21 protein-coding genes are annotated in these 18090 nt (G+C 66.0%); 9 read left to right on the top strand and 12 right to left on the bottom strand.

The genetic code is table 11. From position 1 onward, the window contains the following. Position 1: 1 nt before the first annotated feature. Positions 2–328 carry a hypothetical protein gene (locus GN331_RS09915; RefSeq protein ID WP_156641801.1) on the bottom strand — a complete coding sequence of 109 codons (327 nt, stop codon included), beginning with the start codon at positions 326–328 and terminating at the stop codon, positions 2–4. 10 nt (positions 329–338) lie between these two features. Next, positions 339–947, bottom strand: coding sequence for a hypothetical protein (locus tag GN331_RS09910; protein ID WP_156641800.1), 609 nt, complete (start codon positions 945–947; stop codon positions 339–341). Between the two features lie 83 nt (positions 948–1030). On the opposite strand from GN331_RS09910, the gene GN331_RS09905 reads away from it, so the two are divergent. Further along, complete coding sequence (locus GN331_RS09905) at positions 1031–2002, top strand: helix-turn-helix transcriptional regulator (protein WP_156641799.1); 972 nt, start codon at positions 1031–1033, stop codon at positions 2000–2002. Between the two features lie 5 nt (positions 2003–2007). On the opposite strand, the gene GN331_RS09900 is transcribed toward GN331_RS09905, so the two are convergent. Then, positions 2008–2625, bottom strand: a complete 618-nt coding sequence (locus tag GN331_RS09900) for a hypothetical protein (protein ID WP_156641798.1) — start codon at positions 2623–2625, stop codon at positions 2008–2010. A gap of 201 nt (positions 2626–2826) precedes the next feature. Here GN331_RS09900 and GN331_RS09895 point away from each other — a divergent pair, with 201 nt between their 5' ends. From GN331_RS09895 to GN331_RS09885, 3 genes are all read left to right on the top strand, one after another. Further along, on the top strand, positions 2827–4578 hold the full coding sequence (locus GN331_RS09895; protein ID WP_156641797.1) for a tetratricopeptide repeat protein: 1752 nt from the start codon (positions 2827–2829) through the stop codon (positions 4576–4578). 89 nt (positions 4579–4667) lie between these two features. Then, positions 4668–5153 carry a hypothetical protein gene (locus tag GN331_RS09890; protein ID WP_156641796.1) on the top strand — a complete coding sequence of 162 codons (486 nt, stop codon included), beginning with the start codon at positions 4668–4670 and terminating at the stop codon, positions 5151–5153. A gap of 90 nt (positions 5154–5243) precedes the next feature. After that, complete coding sequence (locus tag GN331_RS09885; RefSeq protein WP_156641795.1) at positions 5244–5732, top strand: hypothetical protein; 489 nt, start codon at positions 5244–5246, stop codon at positions 5730–5732. A 53-nt stretch (positions 5733–5785) separates the two neighbouring features. On the opposite strand, the gene GN331_RS09880 is transcribed toward GN331_RS09885, so the two are convergent. From GN331_RS09880 to GN331_RS09870, 3 genes are all read right to left on the bottom strand, one after another. Then, on the bottom strand, positions 5786–7918 hold the full coding sequence (locus GN331_RS09880) for a M36 family metallopeptidase (protein ID WP_156641794.1): 2133 nt from the start codon (positions 7916–7918) through the stop codon (positions 5786–5788). Positions 7919–8090: 172 nt separating this feature from the next. Beyond that, positions 8091–9545, bottom strand: a complete 1455-nt coding sequence (locus GN331_RS09875) for a M15 family metallopeptidase (RefSeq protein WP_197427075.1) — start codon at positions 9543–9545, stop codon at positions 8091–8093. A gap of 143 nt (positions 9546–9688) precedes the next feature. Then, positions 9689–10300 carry a cysteine hydrolase family protein gene (locus tag GN331_RS09870; protein WP_156641792.1) on the bottom strand — a complete coding sequence of 204 codons (612 nt, stop codon included), beginning with the start codon at positions 10298–10300 and terminating at the stop codon, positions 9689–9691. Positions 10301–10416: 116 nt separating this feature from the next. Between GN331_RS09870 and GN331_RS09865 the strand changes: the two genes are divergently transcribed. Then, positions 10417–10959: a DUF4136 domain-containing protein gene (locus tag GN331_RS09865; protein ID WP_156641791.1), complete on the top strand. Its 543-nt coding sequence runs from the start codon at positions 10417–10419 to the stop codon at positions 10957–10959. A 16-nt stretch (positions 10960–10975) separates the two neighbouring features. Here GN331_RS09865 and GN331_RS09860 read toward each other — a convergent pair whose 3' ends face one another. From GN331_RS09860 to GN331_RS09835, 6 genes are all read right to left on the bottom strand, one after another. Then, positions 10976–11254, bottom strand: coding sequence for a hypothetical protein (locus tag GN331_RS09860; RefSeq protein ID WP_156641790.1), 279 nt, complete (start codon positions 11252–11254; stop codon positions 10976–10978). An 80-nt stretch (positions 11255–11334) separates the two neighbouring features. After that, on the bottom strand, positions 11335–12150 hold the full coding sequence (locus GN331_RS09855; protein WP_156641789.1) for an MEDS domain-containing protein: 816 nt from the start codon (positions 12148–12150) through the stop codon (positions 11335–11337). Between the two features lie 72 nt (positions 12151–12222). Next, positions 12223–13644: a UdgX family uracil-DNA binding protein gene (locus tag GN331_RS09850; protein ID WP_156641788.1), complete on the bottom strand. Its 1422-nt coding sequence runs from the start codon at positions 13642–13644 to the stop codon at positions 12223–12225. Then, entirely contained in the window at positions 13641–14885 is a 1245-nt protein-coding gene (locus GN331_RS09845) for a putative DNA modification/repair radical SAM protein (RefSeq protein WP_331713440.1), read from the bottom strand. The genes GN331_RS09850 and GN331_RS09845 overlap by 4 nt, the downstream gene beginning before the upstream one ends. 68 nt (positions 14886–14953) lie before the next feature. Beyond that, complete coding sequence (locus GN331_RS09840) at positions 14954–15439, bottom strand: VOC family protein (protein ID WP_156641787.1); 486 nt, start codon at positions 15437–15439, stop codon at positions 14954–14956. A gap of 122 nt (positions 15440–15561) precedes the next feature. After that, positions 15562–16053, bottom strand: a complete 492-nt coding sequence (locus tag GN331_RS09835) for an arsinothricin resistance N-acetyltransferase ArsN1 family B (RefSeq protein ID WP_156641786.1) — start codon at positions 16051–16053, stop codon at positions 15562–15564. 90 nt (positions 16054–16143) lie between these two features. Between GN331_RS09835 and GN331_RS09830 the strand changes: the two genes are divergently transcribed. From GN331_RS09830 to GN331_RS09815, 4 genes are read left to right on the top strand one after another with little or no spacing between them, the layout of a single operon-like run. Continuing rightward, positions 16144–16482, top strand: a complete 339-nt coding sequence (locus GN331_RS09830) for an ArsR/SmtB family transcription factor (RefSeq protein WP_425489279.1) — start codon at positions 16144–16146, stop codon at positions 16480–16482. Continuing rightward, positions 16479–16967 carry an ArsI/CadI family heavy metal resistance metalloenzyme gene (locus GN331_RS09825; RefSeq protein ID WP_197427074.1) on the top strand — a complete coding sequence of 163 codons (489 nt, stop codon included), beginning with the start codon at positions 16479–16481 and terminating at the stop codon, positions 16965–16967. The genes GN331_RS09830 and GN331_RS09825 overlap by 4 nt, the downstream gene beginning before the upstream one ends. Next, positions 16967–17350 carry an arsenate reductase ArsC gene (locus GN331_RS09820; protein WP_156641784.1) on the top strand — a complete coding sequence of 128 codons (384 nt, stop codon included), beginning with the start codon at positions 16967–16969 and terminating at the stop codon, positions 17348–17350. Before GN331_RS09825 ends, GN331_RS09820 begins: the two co-directional genes overlap by 1 nt. After that, on the top strand, positions 17347–18021 hold the full coding sequence (locus GN331_RS09815; protein WP_331713439.1) for an MIP/aquaporin family protein: 675 nt from the start codon (positions 17347–17349) through the stop codon (positions 18019–18021). Before GN331_RS09820 ends, GN331_RS09815 begins: the two co-directional genes overlap by 4 nt. Positions 18022–18090: the final 69 nt, after the last annotated feature.

The following is an 18090-nucleotide window of genomic DNA, read 5'->3' as shown; positions in this document are numbered from 1 at the left end:
CTCACTTCGTGTAACCGTGCTTGCTGACGAACAATGCGAGGAGCGCGTCCAGCGACGTGACCTCCGCCGGCACCGGAGCGCCCCACGACTGCTCCCAGCAAGTGCGAAGCGCCTGCGCCAGTTGCGCCGGTTGCGGGACGTCCGACGCGTAGCCGGGGATGCTCACTCGAGGTTCGGTCGGAACCAGCCGGAGCAAATATCCGGCGCTGTCGTAGGCAACGTACTCGTTGTTGCGAACATCGATCGGCTCGATGTAACGGGCGGCGGCCTCAACCGACTCGAAAACGCTGACGTCTCCATGCTCGTCGATGATGATCGGTGGACGCATTTGCCTCAACTCAGTCGATCCGTTCGAATCGCATGGACCAGTTTGTCTTCCAAGACTTCCCCTCGTCCATCGAGAACATCTGCTCCCACGTGACGACATCGATCGACACGCGCTTCCATACGCCGCGCGCCAGCATGCGCTTGCCGTCGTGGTGCTCTTCCGATTCCCAGGTGCCGACGCCATTGACGAAGCGCCCGTGCTGCGGCAGTTGCAGCACGCCATTGCCGGCGGAGACCCATGCGTCGGACCACGTGCGTTGCGTTCGATCGAAGGTGCGCATCGCGCCGCCGAAGGGGCGTCCATCGGCGGTGCGGAGTTCCTCGACGCTGACCAGGCCGTCGAGCAAGGTGAAGAAGCGCGCGCGGCCTTCGTAGTCGACCCATTCTTCCTTCGCGGCGAAGGCATCCTTCATCTGGTGATGGAACACACGCCAGCGCCCTTCGAGGAAGGCGAATCCTTCCGCGTCGCTGGGCAATGCGCCCGGGGCCGGTGCGGCGGTTGCGGCGGGGACGGCGGTCGGTTCGCTGGCGGTGGCGGTGGCGGTCATCGTGGCTCCGGTCAGGATCAGCAGGCAGGTGGGCGCGAGGCAGCGGAGGAATGCGTGCGAGGCAGTGGCCATGGGTGGCTCCGTGAGTGAGGCAAGGCGAGCCTGCGCCCGGTTACATGCCAACGGATGGCATGTATTGGCGGTAGTCTTTCGCCATGCGCGCTTCTCGCCTCTTGTCCCTGTTGATGCTGCTGCAGGCGCGGGGTCGCGCCAGCGCCCCGGCGCTTGCGGCCGAGCTGGAGTGTTCGGTGCGCACGGTGCTACGCGACATCGACCAACTCTCGGCCGCCGGCGTGCCCGTGTATGCCGAGCGCGGCCGCGAAGGCGGCTTCCGTCTGCGCGAAGGTTGGAGTACGCAACTGACAGGACTCACCGACAGCGAATCGCAGGCGCTGTTGCTGGCGGGGTTGCCCGCGGCCGCCAGCGAACTCGGTCTTGGCGCCGCGTCCGCCTCCGCGCGCCTGAAAGTATTGGCTTCAGTGCCTGCGGCCTTGCGCGACAACGCGCAGAAGACCGCCGCGCGCCTGCACATCGATCCGGTCGATTGGTATCGCGCGCAGGAGCCGCCGCGCTTCCTGCGCGAAGTCGCAGAAGCCGTGTGGAAGCAGCGTCCCTTGCTCGTGCGTTACGACAGTTGGGCCGGGCCGCGTCGTCGCACGTTGCGTCCGCTCGGTCTCGTGCTGAAGGCCGGCGTCTGGTATGTCGTCGCGCTCGCCGAACAAGCGAGCGAGCCGCGCACGTATCGCCTCTCCGGCATCTTCGAACTCGCGTTCGGCAAGGGGCGCTTCGCCTGGCCACGGAAGTTCGTGCTCGCCGATTGGTGGGCGGCGTCGGTGCGCCGCTTCGAGCGAGAGATCTTCGTCGGGGAGGCAGCGCTCCGCGTCTCTGCGCGCGGGCTGCGTTGGGTCGGCGAGTGGAGCAGCGCGGCGGCCGCGGCGGCGGAATTCACTGCCCTGCCCGATCCACGGGACGGCTGGATGCGGATCACGATCCCGATCGAATCGGAAGACCACGCGATCCGGCAGTTGCTCGGGCTTGGCGTGGAGGCCGAAGTCTTGGCGCCGACCGCGCTTCGCGAACGCCTCCGCGCCGTCGTCGCGCAGATGGCGGCGACTTACGCGTCCTAGCGCGATCAGGCATCGCAAAGCCCGCGCAGCCGGGACAACGCGTCTGCATGCACTTCGGAAACCAATCCGACGGTCGGGTGGTAGCGAAAACCCGAATGATCCTCGGAGGCCACCTCGAGTGCGGCCTTGGCCTCGAGGCGTGCAGCGGCGCGGTCGCTCTTCGCAAGGATGATCGCTCGCGCGGCGTGGTGCTCGAAACGCTCGACGGGAAACATGAGCCGTTCCCTGGAGGCGGAAAGCATGTCCATGGCTTGTTCGAAGCGAGCGTCGATGCCATGGAGCGCGATCAGGTACGGCAGTTCCAGATAGGCAACGGTCAACAGGTTCGGAAACGCCGCCTCGCGCGCCAAGGCCGCCTCGTAGGATCGGATGGCTGCATCGATGTCGCCGAGCGCCAAATGCGCCGTCGCGCGGTCGACGTGCGCCTGGGCGTGATCGAAGTGCTCACCGAGGTCGAAGTACCGCTCCAACAGCGCGAGCGCAACGCGCGGGTGCGAATGGGCGAGCGTGCTCGCCTGGATGCGCAGGTATTGCTTCTTGTCGCGGGCGCGCCTGAGCTTCTCCTCGAAGGCCGCCGCGATCGCCTCGTTCCAATCGGTATTGCGATACCAATCGTTCGCCATGTGGGCTCCGCCTCGTGTTGTCACCGCTTGACGTCCCCGATCCCGCGACGCGCGCCATCGGCGTGAACAGGATATGCCAGGCGGGCCGGGCTGCTCCGGGGGCACGTGAAGCCCGGCGCGCGCCGGGCTCGCGGATCGCGGCGACGGCCCGTTTGCGCCGTTGTCTGCGTTCCTCTGTTTAATGCGCCATCGGACACCCCCATGCTGACCATCCGCCAGCTGCGCAAGCGCAAGGTCGCGCAATGGGTGCTCGGCTACACGGCGGTCGCGTGGGCGCTGTTGCAGGGGGTCGGCCTGTTGGCGGGCACGTATGGATGGTCGGCCGTCCCGATGCGCGTGGGCGTAGCGCTTTCGGTGCTCGGGTTCTTCATCACGCTGGTCATCGCGTGGTTCCAGGGCGAGCGCGGGCAACAGAAGGTCACGCGGCTGGAAGTCGCATTGATCGCGATCGTCGTGATCGTCGGCGGCGCATGGTTGTGGCAGACGGTGCGCACGACGTCCGAATCCTCGGTCGCCAGCGCGTCGACCCCGGGCAGCGACATCCCGACGATCGAAAACGATCCGTCGATCGCCGTGCTTCCGCTGGAGAACATGAGCGGCGACAAGGATCAGCAGTATTTCTCCGACGGTGTGTCCGAGGAACTGCTCAACGTGTTGAACAAGGTGCCGGACCTGCGCGTGATCGCGCGGACCTCGAGCTTCGCGTTCAAGGGCCAGGACCTGTCGGTGCCGGACATCGCGCGCCGCCTTCACGTGGCGTCGATCCTGCAGGGCAGCGTGCGCAAGGCGGGCAATCGCGTGCGCATCGCGGTGCAACTGGTGCGCGCCACCGACGGCGCGCAACTGTGGGTCGAAACCTACGACCGCAACCTCGACGACATCTTCCAGGTGCAGGACGAGATCGCCGCGTCGGTCGTCGACCAACTGAAGATCAAGTTGCTCAAGGCGCCCACCGTCACGCCGGTGGATCCGCGGGTCTACGCGCTGGTCCTCCAGGCGCAGGCGCTGCTCGACCAGCAGAGCAAGGCCGGGCGCGCGCAGGCGCTGGTCGTGTTCAAGCAGGCGCTGTCCATCGCACCGAACGAAGCTCGCGCGTGGGCGGGCCTGGGACGCGTGTACATCAACCAATCCATTTACAGCGAGATGCCGCCGGCGGAAGCCGCGAAGCTCGCGCGCGAAGCGCTGAACCGGGCGCTGAAGATCGATCCGCGCAACGTCATCGCGATCACCGGCCTGGCGCGCCTGGCCGCGGATTTCGACTTCGACGCGCAGGCGGCCGCCGATTACAACAAGCGCGCGTTGCAGATCGAACCGAACAACCTCGTCGCCATCAACACGCTCGGGATCCTGCTCAGCAACGTCGGGCGCTTCGAAGACGCGTTGCCGCTGTACGACTATCGCGTCGCGCACGATCCGGCGAACCCGACCGCCTACAACAATCGCGGCATCACGCGTTACTACGCGCGCCAGTGGGACGCGGCGATCGACGACTTCCGCACCGCGCTTCGCCTGAGCCCCGCCTTCGTCGGCGCACGCAACGGCATCGCGGTCTCGCTGCTCGTCGGCAAGGGCGACGCGGCCGGCGCGCTGCGCGAGATCGACGGCGAACCCGATGAAGCCTCGCGCCTCCAGGTGCGCGCGTTGGCGTTCCACGCGCTGGGCCGCACGCGTGAGTCCAATGCGGCCTTGCAGAACCTCATCAGGACATACGGCGACGAGCAACCCACGTTGGTCGCGCTGGCGTACAGCTATCGCGTCGACCGCGACGAAGCCTTCCGTTGGCTGGACCAAGCTGCGCAGGCCCATGATCCCGCCGCCACGTCGGTGGCGTTCGATGTGCTGACCGACTCGCTGCGCGACGATCCACGCTGGCTCCCGTTCCTGCGCAAGATCGGCTACGCCCCCGATCAGCTCGCGGCGATTCGGATCGACGTCCCCAAGCCGGGGACGTGACACGCCATTCCGGGTGACTTCACCCGGATGGGGGAGTCGCGAGGCGCGTTTGTGTCGTTCTCTCTGGTTGGTAACCCATGGAGGACGAAATGCAGATGCAATCCAAGCTGTGCCTGGTCGGCATGGCCCTTGTCGCGACGGCGGCCATCGCCGGCGGCAACCCCAAATTCCTGCGCGCGCCCAGCGCTTCGCTCGGCTCGCCCAAAGTGATCGTGAAATGGACGGAAGTCGGCCTCGGCAATCCCGGCACCGACATCTCGTACGAAGCCAAAGCGACGGCCGCTGCCCGGTACCAGTGCGTCAACCGCGGCAACAATTGCCCGGCCGCGTCGAACAAGGAAGACGTGCTGGCCGACGTGTCGGTGGGCGGCACCTTCGATGTCGACAAGAACGGACGGATCAGCGAATCCCTGATCATCCCGGCGCCGGAAAGCACCCTGGTGTGCCCGGGCAATCAACGCGTGGGCGTGGTCTCGGTCGTCTTCACCAACATCAAGTTGACGGACGTGACCAACAACATCTCCTCGCCGACCAATCCTTCGTCGCTTTCGTACAACGGTCCCGAATGCCCGTGACACGAACGGGTTAACCCCACCCATTCGGGGGAGCCGCATCGGGCGATTCCGTCGTTCTCTCTTATTGGATGTTCAAAGGGAGAGGACGACATGCGCATCAAACCGACGCTATGCCTGATCGGCGTGGCCCTCATCGCGACGGCGGCCATCGCCGGTGGCAAACCGAAATTCCTGCGCGCGCCCAGCGCTTCGCTGGGCTCGCCGAAGGTGATCGTGAACTGGTCGGAAGTCGGCCTGGGCAACACCGGCAACGGCATCAACTACGTCGCGAGCGCGAAGGCCGGCGTGCACTACCAGTGCGTCAAGAAAGGCCATGTTTGCCCGGCGAGGGGCAACAAGGAAGAAATCCTGTCCAACGTTTACGTCAGCGCCACCTTCACCGTCGACAAGAACGGCAGGATCAACGAAAGCCTGACCATCCTGCCGCCGCCCAGCACGCTGGTCTGCCCGCACTATCAGTACGTGAGCGTGGCCTCCGTCGTCTTCACCAACATCAAGTTGACGGACGTGACCAACGGACTGTCGGCGCCGACCAACCCGTCGGCCCTGTCGTACAACGGGCCCGAATGTCCGTATTGAGATGCCCGCACCAAAAGAAGAAGGCCACCGCGAGGTGGCCTTCTTTTTGACGCTCAGGGCGCGGCGCAAACCGCGGGGACCGCGAAGGATTCGCGGATCGCCACCTTCTTTCCGCGCGCCTGGCCACGCGCACCCACGCCGACGCCGTACTGGGCGAACGCACGCCACACCAGGCATTCCTGGCCGACGTTGGTGAGCGACGCGAGGATGCCGTCGCGCATCTCTTCGAACGTCGGCTCGGCCGGCGTGTAGTTCATGCCGTCGACGAGCACCGCCAGCGTCTGGTCGGCAGTGAAGCCTGCTGCCTGGAAGTTCTTCCACACCTGCCAGCCGATCGCGCCGTACACCTCGCCGTCGAAGTGCACTTCCTCACCGAGGATGTCGCCGTAGGTGCGCGAGTAGTTCGCATACGGCTCGGTGCGCAGGCCGTTCGGCGTCCCCGTGGAGTATTCGGCGACGCGATCGTTGTTGTTGACGATGATCGCGAGCACGTCGCTCATGCCCTCGCCGATCGCGCCACCCAGCGGGCCGTCCATGCGACCGATCATGCGCCACGTCAGGCCATGGCCGTATTCGTGCCACACGATGTCGGAGTCGAGGTCGCCGTCGCGACGGATCAAGGGCGGATCGATCACGCGGATCGTCGCTGCGATCGGCGAGGCCGCGCGCAACGTCGCGCCTGCCGCCTGCGTCACCATGACCGCGGGAATCTGCGGAGTCGTCCCGCCCATGACGATGGGATCGCCGGCGACGTTGTTAGCGACGATGAGCGCAACGGCACCCGCCGCCTGCGCGTTCGCCGCCTTGACGACGAAGTCGCACGTGCCACGATTGACCAACGCGATCTGCCCGCTGACGTTCGTCGTGAGCGCCTCGCAACCGTCGGCATTGCTTGTGCCGCCACTGTCGAGCGCGGCGACCACCGTGTCCTGCAGGCCCGTCGGCGTGAACGGCGGCGAGAACTCCGCGCGACGCGCCTGGAACGTGTTGCCGCCGGCGATCACCTGGTGATCCGGTTCCGGCGAAGACCACAGGTACATCTGCATGCGCGGATTGCGGCCGTCGCGCGGCGTGGCGAAGTTGGCGTTGTCGGTGCTGCCGCCGTCCTGCGCTTCGGCATTCACCGAGTCGTTGCCGCGGCCGCCCAGGCCGAAGTTGTTCTGCTGGAAGTTGCCCGCGGCTTCATCGAAACCCGCGGCATACAGGCGGTCGTGGATGACGTTGTTGAGGTAGAACAGGTTCTGCACCGCAACGTCGGGGTTGTTGCCCACCGACGGCTGCACGGCCGGGTTGAACGTCGACAGGAAGCGACGGTCCGACACGCGCGTGCCGCCCGCATCGGGCAGTCCGTTGTTGTCGGTGTCCAGGTACGCGTGGACGTTGTTGCCGGTGATGTTGTCGCTCAGGTGGCTGCCGTTGAACAGCCAGTTCGTCGGGCCGCTGACGATGGCCTGCGGCGTCGCGATCGGATCCACCGTGAACACGCGATAGTCGTCGCGCGCGGTGCGGTGGCTGGTGTCGAGCACGCGGCCGTCGCCGGAGACCAGCGTTTCGACGAGGTCGTTGCCGGCTTCGCGCCAGGTTTCGACGAGGAAGCCGACCTGCATTCCACCATCGGCGAGCGGCACGGCCACGCGCGTCACGATCGGGCCGTCGTGGAAGCCGGCGGTCTTCGCGAACTTCGTTGCGGCGCCGATCTTCTGCACGCGCGCGGGCGCGGCGCCGGCGATCTTGCGCGCACCGAGCGCAACGCGCAGCGCGGCGGTTTCGTCGACCTTCGCCGCTTGCAATCCGGTGGCGGGCACCGGCGCGACGTTTTCGACGACGCTCAGCAACGCGCCATTACGGCCGACCGCTGCCTTGACGTACGCGCCATACACCGCGAGGCCGCCCACTTCCTGCTGCATGCGCAGTTGCCGGATGCCTTTGCGATCGAGCGTGTCGGAATGCACGCGCAAGGCGTTGACGGCGCCGGAGCCCAGGCCCTTTCCGCGCAGGAAGGTGGAGACAACGGTGGAAGGCGCGGCTTGCGAAGGCGCGGTCAACGCCTGTCCGTTGCCGGCGCGATTGATGCGCGTGGCCGCGCGATCGTCGCGCGCCGTGGGCACCGCGGCGGCCGCCTGGACGGCAAGGGCGACGGCGGCGGACAGCAAGCCGACCGCGCAGGTCGATGCGAGGATTTTCATGCAAGGAACTCCCGGAATGATGGGGGAAATCGCGACTGGGACGCGAACACCTCCACCGTGATCGCGTCGCCCGATTGGGCGACCGCGTTCGTTCGTTCCGGGTGAAATTCAACTCTACGTTCGCTTGCTTTGCTGAAGCGTGGTGGAAATCCTCATCAATGGTCTCGTCGCATCAACCCGGGATCGCGAGCTCACCAAGTTCATACGCGTTGCGAAATCGATCCATCCCATGCGCGCCGCCGTTGACGCATTTGCGCGCCGTGCGCAGGTCATCCACCGCAAGCGCCGCACGCACGCGGCGTTCGTTGTTCTTGAGGAACTGCGCGAGGATGCGCCCGGCCAGCGGGCCGTCGTTCGCCAACTCGGGCGTGCGCAGCAAATCCGCGCCGATCTGGCGCCCGACCCGGCCGTAATTGTCGCGACCGGTGAGTTGAACAAAACCGCGTCCCTTGAAGCGCGCGCCATCACCCGGCTGCGTGTTGCCGATGCGATTGCCCGCGGACGTGCCCGGCTCGTAACGATCGAACGGCGCATGGCGCGTGTTGAATCCGCTGATGCCTTCGGAAATCGGGAGGAAGCCTTCGGACTCGGCGCGGATCGTCGCCAGTGCCATCAACACCATCTGTCGATCGCCGAGTGCGCACTCGCGCAGGCCCGCGAGGACGGACGGCAAATGCGCCACGATGTTCGCCTTGCGTGTGTGCGGGAACATCCTTGCGACGATCTCCGGCGTCACATCGGCGGTGATATCGCCCGGCGCATGCACGATCTCGCCACCCCGCTCCACCGTAATGGGTGCCACGCCGCCGACAGGCCGCAGGAACGCCGCGCTCATGAAGCCGTCGGCCAGGCCATCGCCGAGGAAATCGACCAGCGCCCATCCGTCCTGGCGTGCCATGACGTCGAGCTGCGTGCCCGGTGGCACGACGCGAATGACATCGCTGCTCGCCGATGGCCCGCTGCGCAGGCGCAGGCCGCTGCGCGCGATCACTTCATGTCGGTCGTGGGTCACGGGTTGCGTCGGCGCCACGATCGGCGGCGGTTCGAATCCAGGCCCTTGCAGGCTCGCGAGGTATTCCTCCAGGCCCACGATGGAAGCTGGATCCAGACCGACCGCGAGTTCCGCCGGCGAGACATCCATCTCGAAGTGCATGCAATCCTTGCGATCGCGCCAGCTGCCACCCCATTCGAACACCCTCGTGCCATCGCGCGTGCGGATCCGGAGCGCGTCTTCGATCATCGCCTTCGTCATGTCGGTATCGGCGACACCGGCGCGCACGTCGAGCGCACGACGCGCCTGCGTGTCCTTGTCGGAGAAGCGCACCAGCCGCGTGCCGGCATGGTTGAGGAAGGGATTGGTTTCCCAGTTGACGTCGAGCGCGATGCCGTAGCTGTGCAGGCTCTTGCCGGTGCCGCCGGTGATGGTGCGGCAGTTGTAGCTGTCGGTGTCCTGTGTGCGCACGTGATAGCCGTGGTGGTGCATGACCGCGGCGAGCGCTTCGAAGGCCTGCGTGGTCGGTGGCGCGACGCGGATCCTGTCCGGGCCGAACGGGATCAGCACCATCTCGCGCTCTTCGCATTCGAAGGCTTTCCACAGGCGTCGCAGTTGGGTGGTGTTCTTCGGCATGAGCCGTCTCCCAGGTGAAGGCGTTGATCGAGCGCACGATGCCGCGCAGCCAGCGCCAGACATCCGGCATGACCCGCGGCAGGTGTATTGGGCCTGCCTTTTTTCGAATCGCGCCGAAGAAAGCTCTTCGCGCGTCGACGGCTCTACAGGCTTGCGATCAGCTCGCCGGTGGTCACGATCGCGTGTGCGTACGTCGGCCCGTTGAGTTCATGCGCGGCATGCATCATGTCGTGTTGCATCGCCGCGGTTGCATCGCGCACCAGGGTCACGTGATAGCCCAGCTCCGTCGCGTAGCGCCCGGTCGCCTCGATGCAGGTGTTCGCCAGCAACCCCGCGATGATGACGTGCGTGATGCCTTTCTGTTTCAGGCGCAGGTCGAGGTCGGTGTTGGCGAAGCCGCTGGCGCCCCAGTGTTCCTGAACGACCGTGTCGCCGGGCTTCGGCGCGAATTCGGGATGCCATTCGCCGCCCCACTCGCCGCGCGCGAAGTTGTGGCGCGCCATGATCTTGCGATGCGTCGGGCTCGGGAATCTCCAGTCTTCGTAATCGCCCGGCTCCCAACGACGATGCGGCACGATGAACACCGCTACGCCATGCGCGCGGAGGGCGCGATCGAGCTTGCGCAGGTTGTCGAGCAAGCCGACTTCCGTCGCGATCGCTTCGATGAAGGGATAAACCTTGCCGCCTTCGGAGAGGAAATCGTTGTACGGATCGACGAGGAGATACGCGGTGCGATCGAGGGGATAAGTCGCCATCGCGCGTCTCCGATCAATGCTGTGCTGAACGGACCGAAGCGGGCCCAACGGCCAATGGATTCCCGGCGCCACCGGTGGTGAGATGAACACGCCGAGCGTCGTCGGAGGAGATCGCCATGAACACCAGGCTTCCCGTGTACGCGCCCACGTTCCTCGCGTTATTGCTGCTCGCTGCGTGTGCCAGCAGCGCGCCGGTCGTGCAGACCGACCAGGCGCCCGGCGTCGATTTCTCGCGCTACCGCACTTACTCCTGGGTCGAAGAGCCGCAGACGCAGTCGCCGCTGGTGCGCGACAAGCTCGTGCGTGCGATCGATGCGCAACTGGCGTCGAAGGGTTGGCAACGCGCGGCCGATGGCGACGTCGCACTGTTGGGTCGCTGGGATGCGCGCGAGGAAGTCAGCTATAGCGGGACGTCGTTCGGCTTCGGGCTCGGCAGTTGGGGCGGCAACAGCGGCGGCGGGATCGGCACGAGCACCGGTTCGTCGCGTCCGCATTCGAAGATGGTGGGCGCGCTGGCCATCGACATGTTCGATGCCAAGACCAAACAACCGATCTGGCGCGCGACCGCCTCGGGCGACGTGCCGGAATCGCCGCAAGGCATCGACGCGGCGATCGCGAAGGTCATCCCGCAGATGTTCGCGAAGTTCCCGCCGCCCTGAGGTACTGGCCTCTCAACTACGCTTTTGCGGCGTCATCCTCGGGCGCGGGCTGCAGTTCGACCGACAGCGCTTCCAGGTCGGCGATGGCGGTTTCCACCGCGTCGTAGAACTCGCCCTGCCGCGTCATGAGGTCTTCGAAGCTCGCGGCGCGCTTGAGCTTGGAAAGCTCACCGTCGAACAACAGCCACTGCGTCGTCAGCAGCTCGACGTTGTTCTTGGAGTAATGCCGCATCTCCTTGAGCTGCAGCAGCGTGTCGTGCACATGGTCCAGCGGCGTCTTGGAATCCGAAGTCATGTCGGCCCTCCTGTCGCGTGATCAACCGCCGCAGCGTAACGACGCCGGGCGGGTCGCGCGGTGAAGGCGTGAAGATCGGTTCAGGCGCTGGCGAGCGAGGCGAAGACGGCCTCGATCCTTTCCGCATCCTTCGACTTGTCGTGCACCCACTCGCCACGCTTGACGAAGATGTTGCCGTGGTTGTGAATGAGTTCGCGGCATCCGCACAACGCGGCGGCCTTGGCCGGATACGTGCAGACGGCCATGATGCGCGCGTTCTGGATCGCGACGTTCACGCGCGTTTCGTACGCCATGAAGCGCGACATGCTTTCGGGATCCTTCACCCAACTCACGCTGCCGGACGCGCGAAGGCCCGCATAGCCTTCCGCCTTGGCGCTCGATCCCATCGCGGCGAACTGGTAGCTCAACTGCTCGGGCGCCTTCACCGTGCCGTTGGGGTCGGTGTAGAACTCGCTGTAGTGCACGATCTGCATCTGCCCCCTGGCGATGTAGTCCGCCAGATCCGGCACGGCGACGCTGAGCGCATGACGCGCTTCGTCGATCGTCAGGTCGCCGACCAACCATGCGCAGGCTTCGTTTCGTTCGAGCCCCTGCTTGAAGTACGGCACGAGCATGTCGAGCTGATCCTGCTTGCTGTCGTAGAACTGGCAGACGTGCGAGCCCCACGGCAGGTCGAGCAGCGCCTTGTCGCTCGCCTTGGGCAGCGTGACGACGCCCTTGGAGATCAGATACAGCAACAGCTCGGCCATCATGTCGACGGACAGGCCCTGCAGCAGCGGCGAGTCGAGGTCGGGCATCCTGGACATCAACGCGTCCAGGGTTTGCTCCGCTTCGGGAATGCCGGCGACGAAGAGCTTCTGCCGGAGCGACGCGTTGGGGTACCGGGATGCGTTCATTGCCGGAGTGTAGTGGCAATTCCGGTCGACGACGCCGGTTCCTCACGGACTCGGCAGGAGTTGCCACCGTCGTTATCCGGGGGCAGGCGCGGCCAACAGGCGCAAGTCTTCGACGAATCCCCGATAGGCGGCTTCACGATCGCCTTCGGGCTGGCGCAACACCCACGCCGGGTGCACCGTCGCGAACGCGCTCGCACCGTTCGACAGACGCTCCCATCGGCCCCGCTGCTGCATCAATCGAAAATCGCGACCCAGCACGCTGTGCGCCGCGGTCGCGCCCAGGCACACGATGACGTCGGGCTTGAGCAAACCGATTTCCTGCACCAACCACTGGCGACACGCACGCGCGTGTCCTGGCTCGGGCGCCTTGTGCAAGCGATGCTTGCCGCGGCGTTCGAAGCGGAAGTGCTTCACCGCGTTGGTCAGGTAAAGCGTCTGGCGCGGGATGCCGATCTCGTCCAGCGCGCGTTGCAGCAGGCGACCCGCGGGACCGACGAAGGGGCGACCGCTCAGGTCTTCCTCGTCGCCCGGTTGTTCCCCTACGAGGACGATGCGCGCATCGTGCGGGCCTTCGCCGAACACGGTCTGCGTCGCCGGTTCCCACAAGGGGCATGCGCGGCAATCGCGGGCGCGGGCGCGCAAGGTTTCGAGATCGCTCGCAGGCATCTCGATCGCAGGCGCTTGCTCGGGGATGCGGCGCCGCGGTGGTTGCGGTTCGCGGTCCGCCATCGCTTCGACGCGGGCGCCGGCTTCGCGCAGCAAGACCGGCAACACGTGCGCTTCGGGAAGGTGCTTCCAGTACTTCTGCGGCATCTCCTGGCGCATCATGCGCGGGTTGAGGCGCGCGGGGTTGAAGATGTGCGCGTAGTACGTGCGCCACAGCGATTCCTGCGCGTCGTCGTCGGGTGCGTCGCTGCGCAGTGCGCCCGGTGCGAACGCGAGCGCTTCGCCATTCCAGTGCACGCTGCGATATGGGGTGAGGATCGACCAGCGCATGCCGGCGAAGCGCCGTGCGAAGAAACCCGAGACGCGATCGACGATGCGATGGTCCGGTTCGAACCACGCGATGAAGGCGCCCTCCACCCCTGGCACCGCGCGGAAGCGCACGAATGCCTTCATCTTGTGCAGGTCGCGACGCACGGCCTGGTCCAGGCGCAGCGCGCGGTGCATATCGATGTCGGTGGCGAGCGTGCACAGGTGTCGCTCGCCGTTGGCGATTCGCCAGGCCATGCGGTACAGCAACGCGTGCGCGTCCGTGTCGCGATGACATGCCACGCGGGCGGCGAGTTCGAAGAAATCGCGCGGCATCATCTGCAAGGCGCGCACCGGCGGCGCGGACGTGATGGCGCGACCTGCGAGCAACGCGCCTTGCGCATCGCCGTGCCAGTCGATCGCGTCCGGCGCGATGTTCGCGCGCAACGCGGCGCGCGCCTGTTCGCGCCAGGCGTCGAAATCCCACGGAGAATCCACCGTCGCGGTCCAGCGCTCGCTCATGCGGCGAAGAGGTCGGCCTGGCGCGGCTTGGGTGCGAGGTGCGCGCGCAACGCGTCGGGGTCATCGAGCTTCCGATGCGGGTGGTGATCGAGCAGCGTCACGAACGGCAGCACTTTCGACATCGGCGCGCGCAGGCGCGCCAGATCGCCGACACGGAGGCGACCATGGCGCCGCGATTGCACGATGCGTGCGACGTTGCGCGTGCCCAGCCCCGGCACGCGCAACAGCATTTCCCTCGGCGCGGTGTTGAGGTCCACCGGGAAGCGTTCGGGGTTGCGCAGCGCCCAGGCGAGTTTCGGATCGATGTCCAGGTCGAGCATCGTCGAGGCCGCGTTGGCGGGCGCGATTTCGTCGACGCCGAATCCGTAGAACCGGAGCAGCCAATCGGCCTGGTACAGGCGATGCTCGCGTTGCAGCGGCGGCGCTTGCAGCGGGAGCTTGGAGGATGCATCCGGAATCGGGCTGAAGCCGGAGTAGTAAACGCGGCGCAGGCGATAGTTGCCGTAGAGGTTGTCGCTGGCGAGCAGGATCGCGCGATCGTCCGCCCCATCGGCGCCCACGATCATTTGCGTACTCTGGCCGGCGGGCGCGAACTTCGGCGGCTTGTGCACTTTCGCCAGCTTGCGCGCCTCCTTCCCCTCTTCGATGCGCCAGCGCAGGTCGCCCATCGCGCTGCGGATGCGCGGCAGGCTTTTTTCCGGCGCGAGCATCGACAGGCCCTTCTCGGTGGGAAGTTCCACGTTGATGCTCAAGCGGTCGGCGTAGCGGCCCGCCGCGGCGAGCAGATCGGGCGACGCATCGGGAATCGTCTTGAGATGGATGTAACCGGCGAAGCGATGGTCTTCGCGCAGGCAACGGGCGACTTCGACGAGGCGCTCCATCGTGTAGTCGCTGTCGCGAATGATGCCGCTGGAGAGGAACAGGCCTTCGATGTAGTTGCGCTTGTAGAAGTCCAGCGTGAGCCGCACGACTTCGTCGGTGGTGAAGCGCGCGCGCCGCACGTTGCTCGACACGCGGTTGACGCAATAGGCGCAATCGAAGATGCAGAAGTTGGTGAGCAGGATCTTCAGCAGCGACACGCAGCGACCATCGGGCGTGTAGGAGTGGCAGATGCCCATGCCCTCGGTGCTGCCGATGCCGCCGGTCTTCGACGAATCACGCTTGCCCGCGCCGGACGACGCGCACGACGCGTCGTATTTGGCCGCGTCTGCAAGGATGCCGAGCTTGGTCAGGGTGTCCACGCGCGCAAGCGTGGACACTTTTCATCTCAATGCGTGAGATGACCCATGAACGATTCAGGCAACGGCCGTCAGGCCTTCACGCCTTCCACCGCGCGATCGAGCGCCGCGATGTCGATCTTGCGCATTTCCATCATCGCGCCGAACGCTCGCTTCGCCGTCTCGCCACCTTCGTTCATCAACTCGGTCAGGCGCCGCGGCGTGATTTGCCACGACAGGCCGAACTTGTCCTTGCACCAACCGCACTCGCTCTCCTGCCCACCGTTGTTCACGATGGCGTTCCAGTAGCGATCGGTTTCTTCCTGGTCCTCGGTGGCGACCTGGAAACTCACCGCTTCGTCGAACTTGAACTGCGGCCCGCCGTTCAACAGCATGAAAGGCATCTTGAAGATGGTCATGTTGATCACGAGGGCGTCGCCGGCTTTGCCCGACGGGTAGTCGCCCGGCGCGCGCGCGACGTTGTCGATCTTCGTGTCGGGGAAGGTGGCGGCGTAGAAACGCGCGGCTTCCTCACCGTTCTTGTCGAACCACAGGCAGGGCTGGATCTTGGGGACCATGGAAAACCTCCCGGGTAGGTGGAAACAGGGAACCCTACGGTGGGGCCGATGAGAAAATGGTTAAAGCACCATTTCGGCAAAAGCCCCTGCGCGGCAAGGAGCCAACGATCTCGCGCGCTGCGTCACTGCAGCAGCAGTTGCCAGTAGCCCACGTCGATCCAGCGGTCCTGCTTGAAGCCCACTTGCTTGAAATGGGCCACCTTCTCGAAGCCCATCCTTTCGTGCAGCGCGATGCTCGCATCGTTCGGCAACGCGATGCCGCCGATGACGGCGTGCATCGAACGCGTGCGCAACGCGTCGATCAGCGCCGCGTACAAGGGCTTGCCGATGCCCTGGCCTGTTCTCGCGGCGTCGAGATACACGGTCGATTCGACGGAATGCCGATACGCGCAGCGGCCTTTCCACTTCGACGCATATGCGTAGCCGAGCACCTGGCCATTGGCTTGCGCGAGCAACCACGGCAGATTCGTCGCGCGCGTTTCGGCGATGCGTTCGGCCATGTCGATCACCGACACCGCGTCGGTTTCGAAGGTGATGCATGTCGTGGCGACGTAATGGTTGTAGATCGCGGCGATGGCCGCGGCGTCTTCGGGTTCGGCGGGGCGGATGTCCATGCGGCAATGGTCCCGGAGTGGCCGGGCCACTCGCAATAGCGCGCCCCTGTTGACGCCGCCCTTCATTTCCATAATATTGGAATTATGGAAATGCCCTCCTCCCTTGCCTGCCTGGCCGCGCTTGGCCACGAATCCCGCCTGCGCGCCTTCCGCCGCCTCGTGGAAGCCGGTCCCGACGGCCTGCCGGTGGGCGAGTTGCGCGAATCCCTCGACCTGCCGCCCGCCACGCTCTCCGCGCATCTCAACGTCCTGCGCTCGGCCGGGCTCGTGCTCGACCAACGCGAGGGCCGCGTCATTCGCGTGCGCGCGAACTACGAACGCATGAACGCCCTGATCGCCTACCTCACCGAGAACTGCTGCGCCGGCTCCGGCGCGTGCGATCCGGTGGCCTCCCCGTGCAAGCCGCGCAAAAAAGGAGCTTCGAAGTGAATCGCTTCCACGTGCACCTCAACGTCGCCGACCTCGACGGCAGCATCCGCTTCTACACGCAGTTGTTCGCGGCGCCGCCTTCGGTCCGCAAGGACGACTACGCGAAATGGATGCTCGAAGATCCGCGCATCAATTTCGCCATCTCCAACACCGGCCGCGCGCCCGGCATCGACCACCTCGGCTTGCAGGTGGATTCCACCGCCGAGCTGTCCGCCCTGGGCATTCGACTGGATGCCGCCGGCGGCACGGTGGTGCCGGAAGACGCGACCGTGTGTTGCTATGCGCAGTCGGACAAGTTGTGGACGGAAGACCCGCAAGGCACGCGCTGGGAAACCTTCCATACCTTCGGCGATGCGACCACGTATTACGCGGGCGAAGCGGCCTGCGCGACCGATGGCGCGGCTTGCACGCCCAAGGTTTCGGCCATGAAACCGAAGGTCGACAAGGGCACGTCGTGCTGCTCGCCTGAAGCCGCGTGCTGCTGATGAAACGCGTGCTTTTCGTCTGCGTCGAGAATTCCAATCGCAGCCAGATGGCCGAGGCGTTCGCCCACATGTTGGGCGGCGCCGATGTTGTCGCGGAGAGTGCGGGCTCGCGTCCATCCGGCGTCGTGAATCCCAAGGCCGTGCGCTTCATGTCGGAAGTCGGCTACGACCTCACCACGCATCGTTCGAAATCGCTGGACGACATCGAAGGGGAATTCGATGCGGTGGTGACCATGGGCTGCGGCGATGCCTGTCCGTGGGTGCCTGCCAAGCGCCGCGAGGATTGGGCGTTGGCCGACCCCAGGCACATGGACGACGAGGCGTATCGCGTCGTGCGCGACGACATCGCCGAACGCGTGCGCACATTGCTGGCCTCGCTGTGAGTCGCCTGCATCGCGCGTTGCTGGCCGAAGCGCTCGGCACTGCGCTGTTGCTGGCGACCGTCGTCGGGTCCGGGATCATGGGCGTGGCGCTGTCGCAGGGGAACGATGGCATCGCGTTGCTCGCCAACGCCAGCGCGACGGGCGCGATCCTCTACGTGCTCATCGTGCTCTTCGGGCCGATCTCCGGCGCGCATTTCAACCCGGCGGTGACGCTGGCGATGCGCTTGCGCGGCGCGCTCGACACGCGCACGACGCTCGCCTACATCGCGGTGCAGGTCATCGCGGCGATCCTTGGTGTCGTCCTCGCGCACGCGATGTTCGACCAGGCGTTGCTGCAACCCGGCACGCATGCGCGCGCGGGCATGGGGCAATGGTTGAGCGAAGGCGTCGCGACGTTCGGGCTGTTGCTGACGATCCTGCTCGGCGCAGCGCATCGGCCTGCCGCTGTGCCGGCGCTCGTCGGTGGTTACATTTTCGCGGCGTACTGGTTCACCGGCAGCACGTCGTTCGCGAATCCGGCGGTGACGCTGGCGCGCTCGCTCACGCAAAGCTTCGCAGGCATCCGGCCGGTCGACGTGCCGGCGTTCGTCATTGCGCAGATGATCGGCATGGGCTTGGCGGTGTGGGTCGCGGCGAGTCTGATCCCCCTCAATCGCGCTTTGCGCGATTGATCCCCCTTGGAAGGGGGATGGGCGGTGCAGTGGCACTTGAATCGACCGGGGGATCGCCGCAGCATCCGA

This window comes from Noviluteimonas gilva, from assembly GCF_009740395.1.
Taxonomy (GTDB): Bacteria; Pseudomonadota; Gammaproteobacteria; order Xanthomonadales; family Xanthomonadaceae; genus Noviluteimonas; species Noviluteimonas gilva.
This window is presented reverse-complemented; position numbering and strand designations above follow the sequence as displayed.

Bases quoted from the DNA above. Each gene is read 5' to 3' on its own strand.
- GN331_RS09890 (WP_156641796.1), top strand. From the start codon at position 4,668: ATGCAGATGCAATCCAAGCTGTGCCTGGTCGGCATGGCCCTTGTCGCG.
- GN331_RS09915 (WP_156641801.1), bottom strand. From the start codon at position 328: ATGCGTCCACCGATCATCATCGACGAGCATGGAGACGTCAGCGTTTTC.
- GN331_RS09885 (WP_156641795.1), top strand. From the start codon at position 5,244: ATGCGCATCAAACCGACGCTATGCCTGATCGGCGTGGCCCTCATCGCG.
- GN331_RS09860 (WP_156641790.1), bottom strand. From the start codon at position 11,254: ATGACTTCGGATTCCAAGACGCCGCTGGACCATGTGCACGACACGCTG.
- GN331_RS09855 (WP_156641789.1), bottom strand. From the start codon at position 12,150: ATGAACGCATCCCGGTACCCCAACGCGTCGCTCCGGCAGAAGCTCTTC.
- GN331_RS09830 (WP_425489279.1), top strand. From the start codon at position 16,144: ATGCCCTCCTCCCTTGCCTGCCTGGCCGCGCTTGGCCACGAATCCCGC.
- GN331_RS09905 (WP_156641799.1), top strand. From the start codon at position 1,031: ATGCGCGCTTCTCGCCTCTTGTCCCTGTTGATGCTGCTGCAGGCGCGG.
- GN331_RS09865 (WP_156641791.1), top strand. From the start codon at position 10,417: ATGAACACCAGGCTTCCCGTGTACGCGCCCACGTTCCTCGCGTTATTG.
- GN331_RS09880 (WP_156641794.1), bottom strand. From the start codon at position 7,918: ATGAAAATCCTCGCATCGACCTGCGCGGTCGGCTTGCTGTCCGCCGCC.
- GN331_RS09850 (WP_156641788.1), bottom strand. From the start codon at position 13,644: ATGAGCGAGCGCTGGACCGCGACGGTGGATTCTCCGTGGGATTTCGAC.
- GN331_RS09870 (WP_156641792.1), bottom strand. From the start codon at position 10,300: ATGGCGACTTATCCCCTCGATCGCACCGCGTATCTCCTCGTCGATCCG.
- GN331_RS09895 (WP_156641797.1), top strand. From the start codon at position 2,827: ATGCTGACCATCCGCCAGCTGCGCAAGCGCAAGGTCGCGCAATGGGTG.
- GN331_RS09835 (WP_156641786.1), bottom strand. From the start codon at position 16,053: ATGGACATCCGCCCCGCCGAACCCGAAGACGCCGCGGCCATCGCCGCG.
- GN331_RS09875 (WP_197427075.1), bottom strand. From the start codon at position 9,545: ATGCCGAAGAACACCACCCAACTGCGACGCCTGTGGAAAGCCTTCGAA.
- GN331_RS09840 (WP_156641787.1), bottom strand. From the start codon at position 15,439: ATGGTCCCCAAGATCCAGCCCTGCCTGTGGTTCGACAAGAACGGTGAG.
- GN331_RS09910 (WP_156641800.1), bottom strand. From the start codon at position 947: ATGGCCACTGCCTCGCACGCATTCCTCCGCTGCCTCGCGCCCACCTGC.
- GN331_RS09820 (WP_156641784.1), top strand. From the start codon at position 16,967: ATGAAACGCGTGCTTTTCGTCTGCGTCGAGAATTCCAATCGCAGCCAG.
- GN331_RS09900 (WP_156641798.1), bottom strand. From the start codon at position 2,625: ATGGCGAACGATTGGTATCGCAATACCGATTGGAACGAGGCGATCGCG.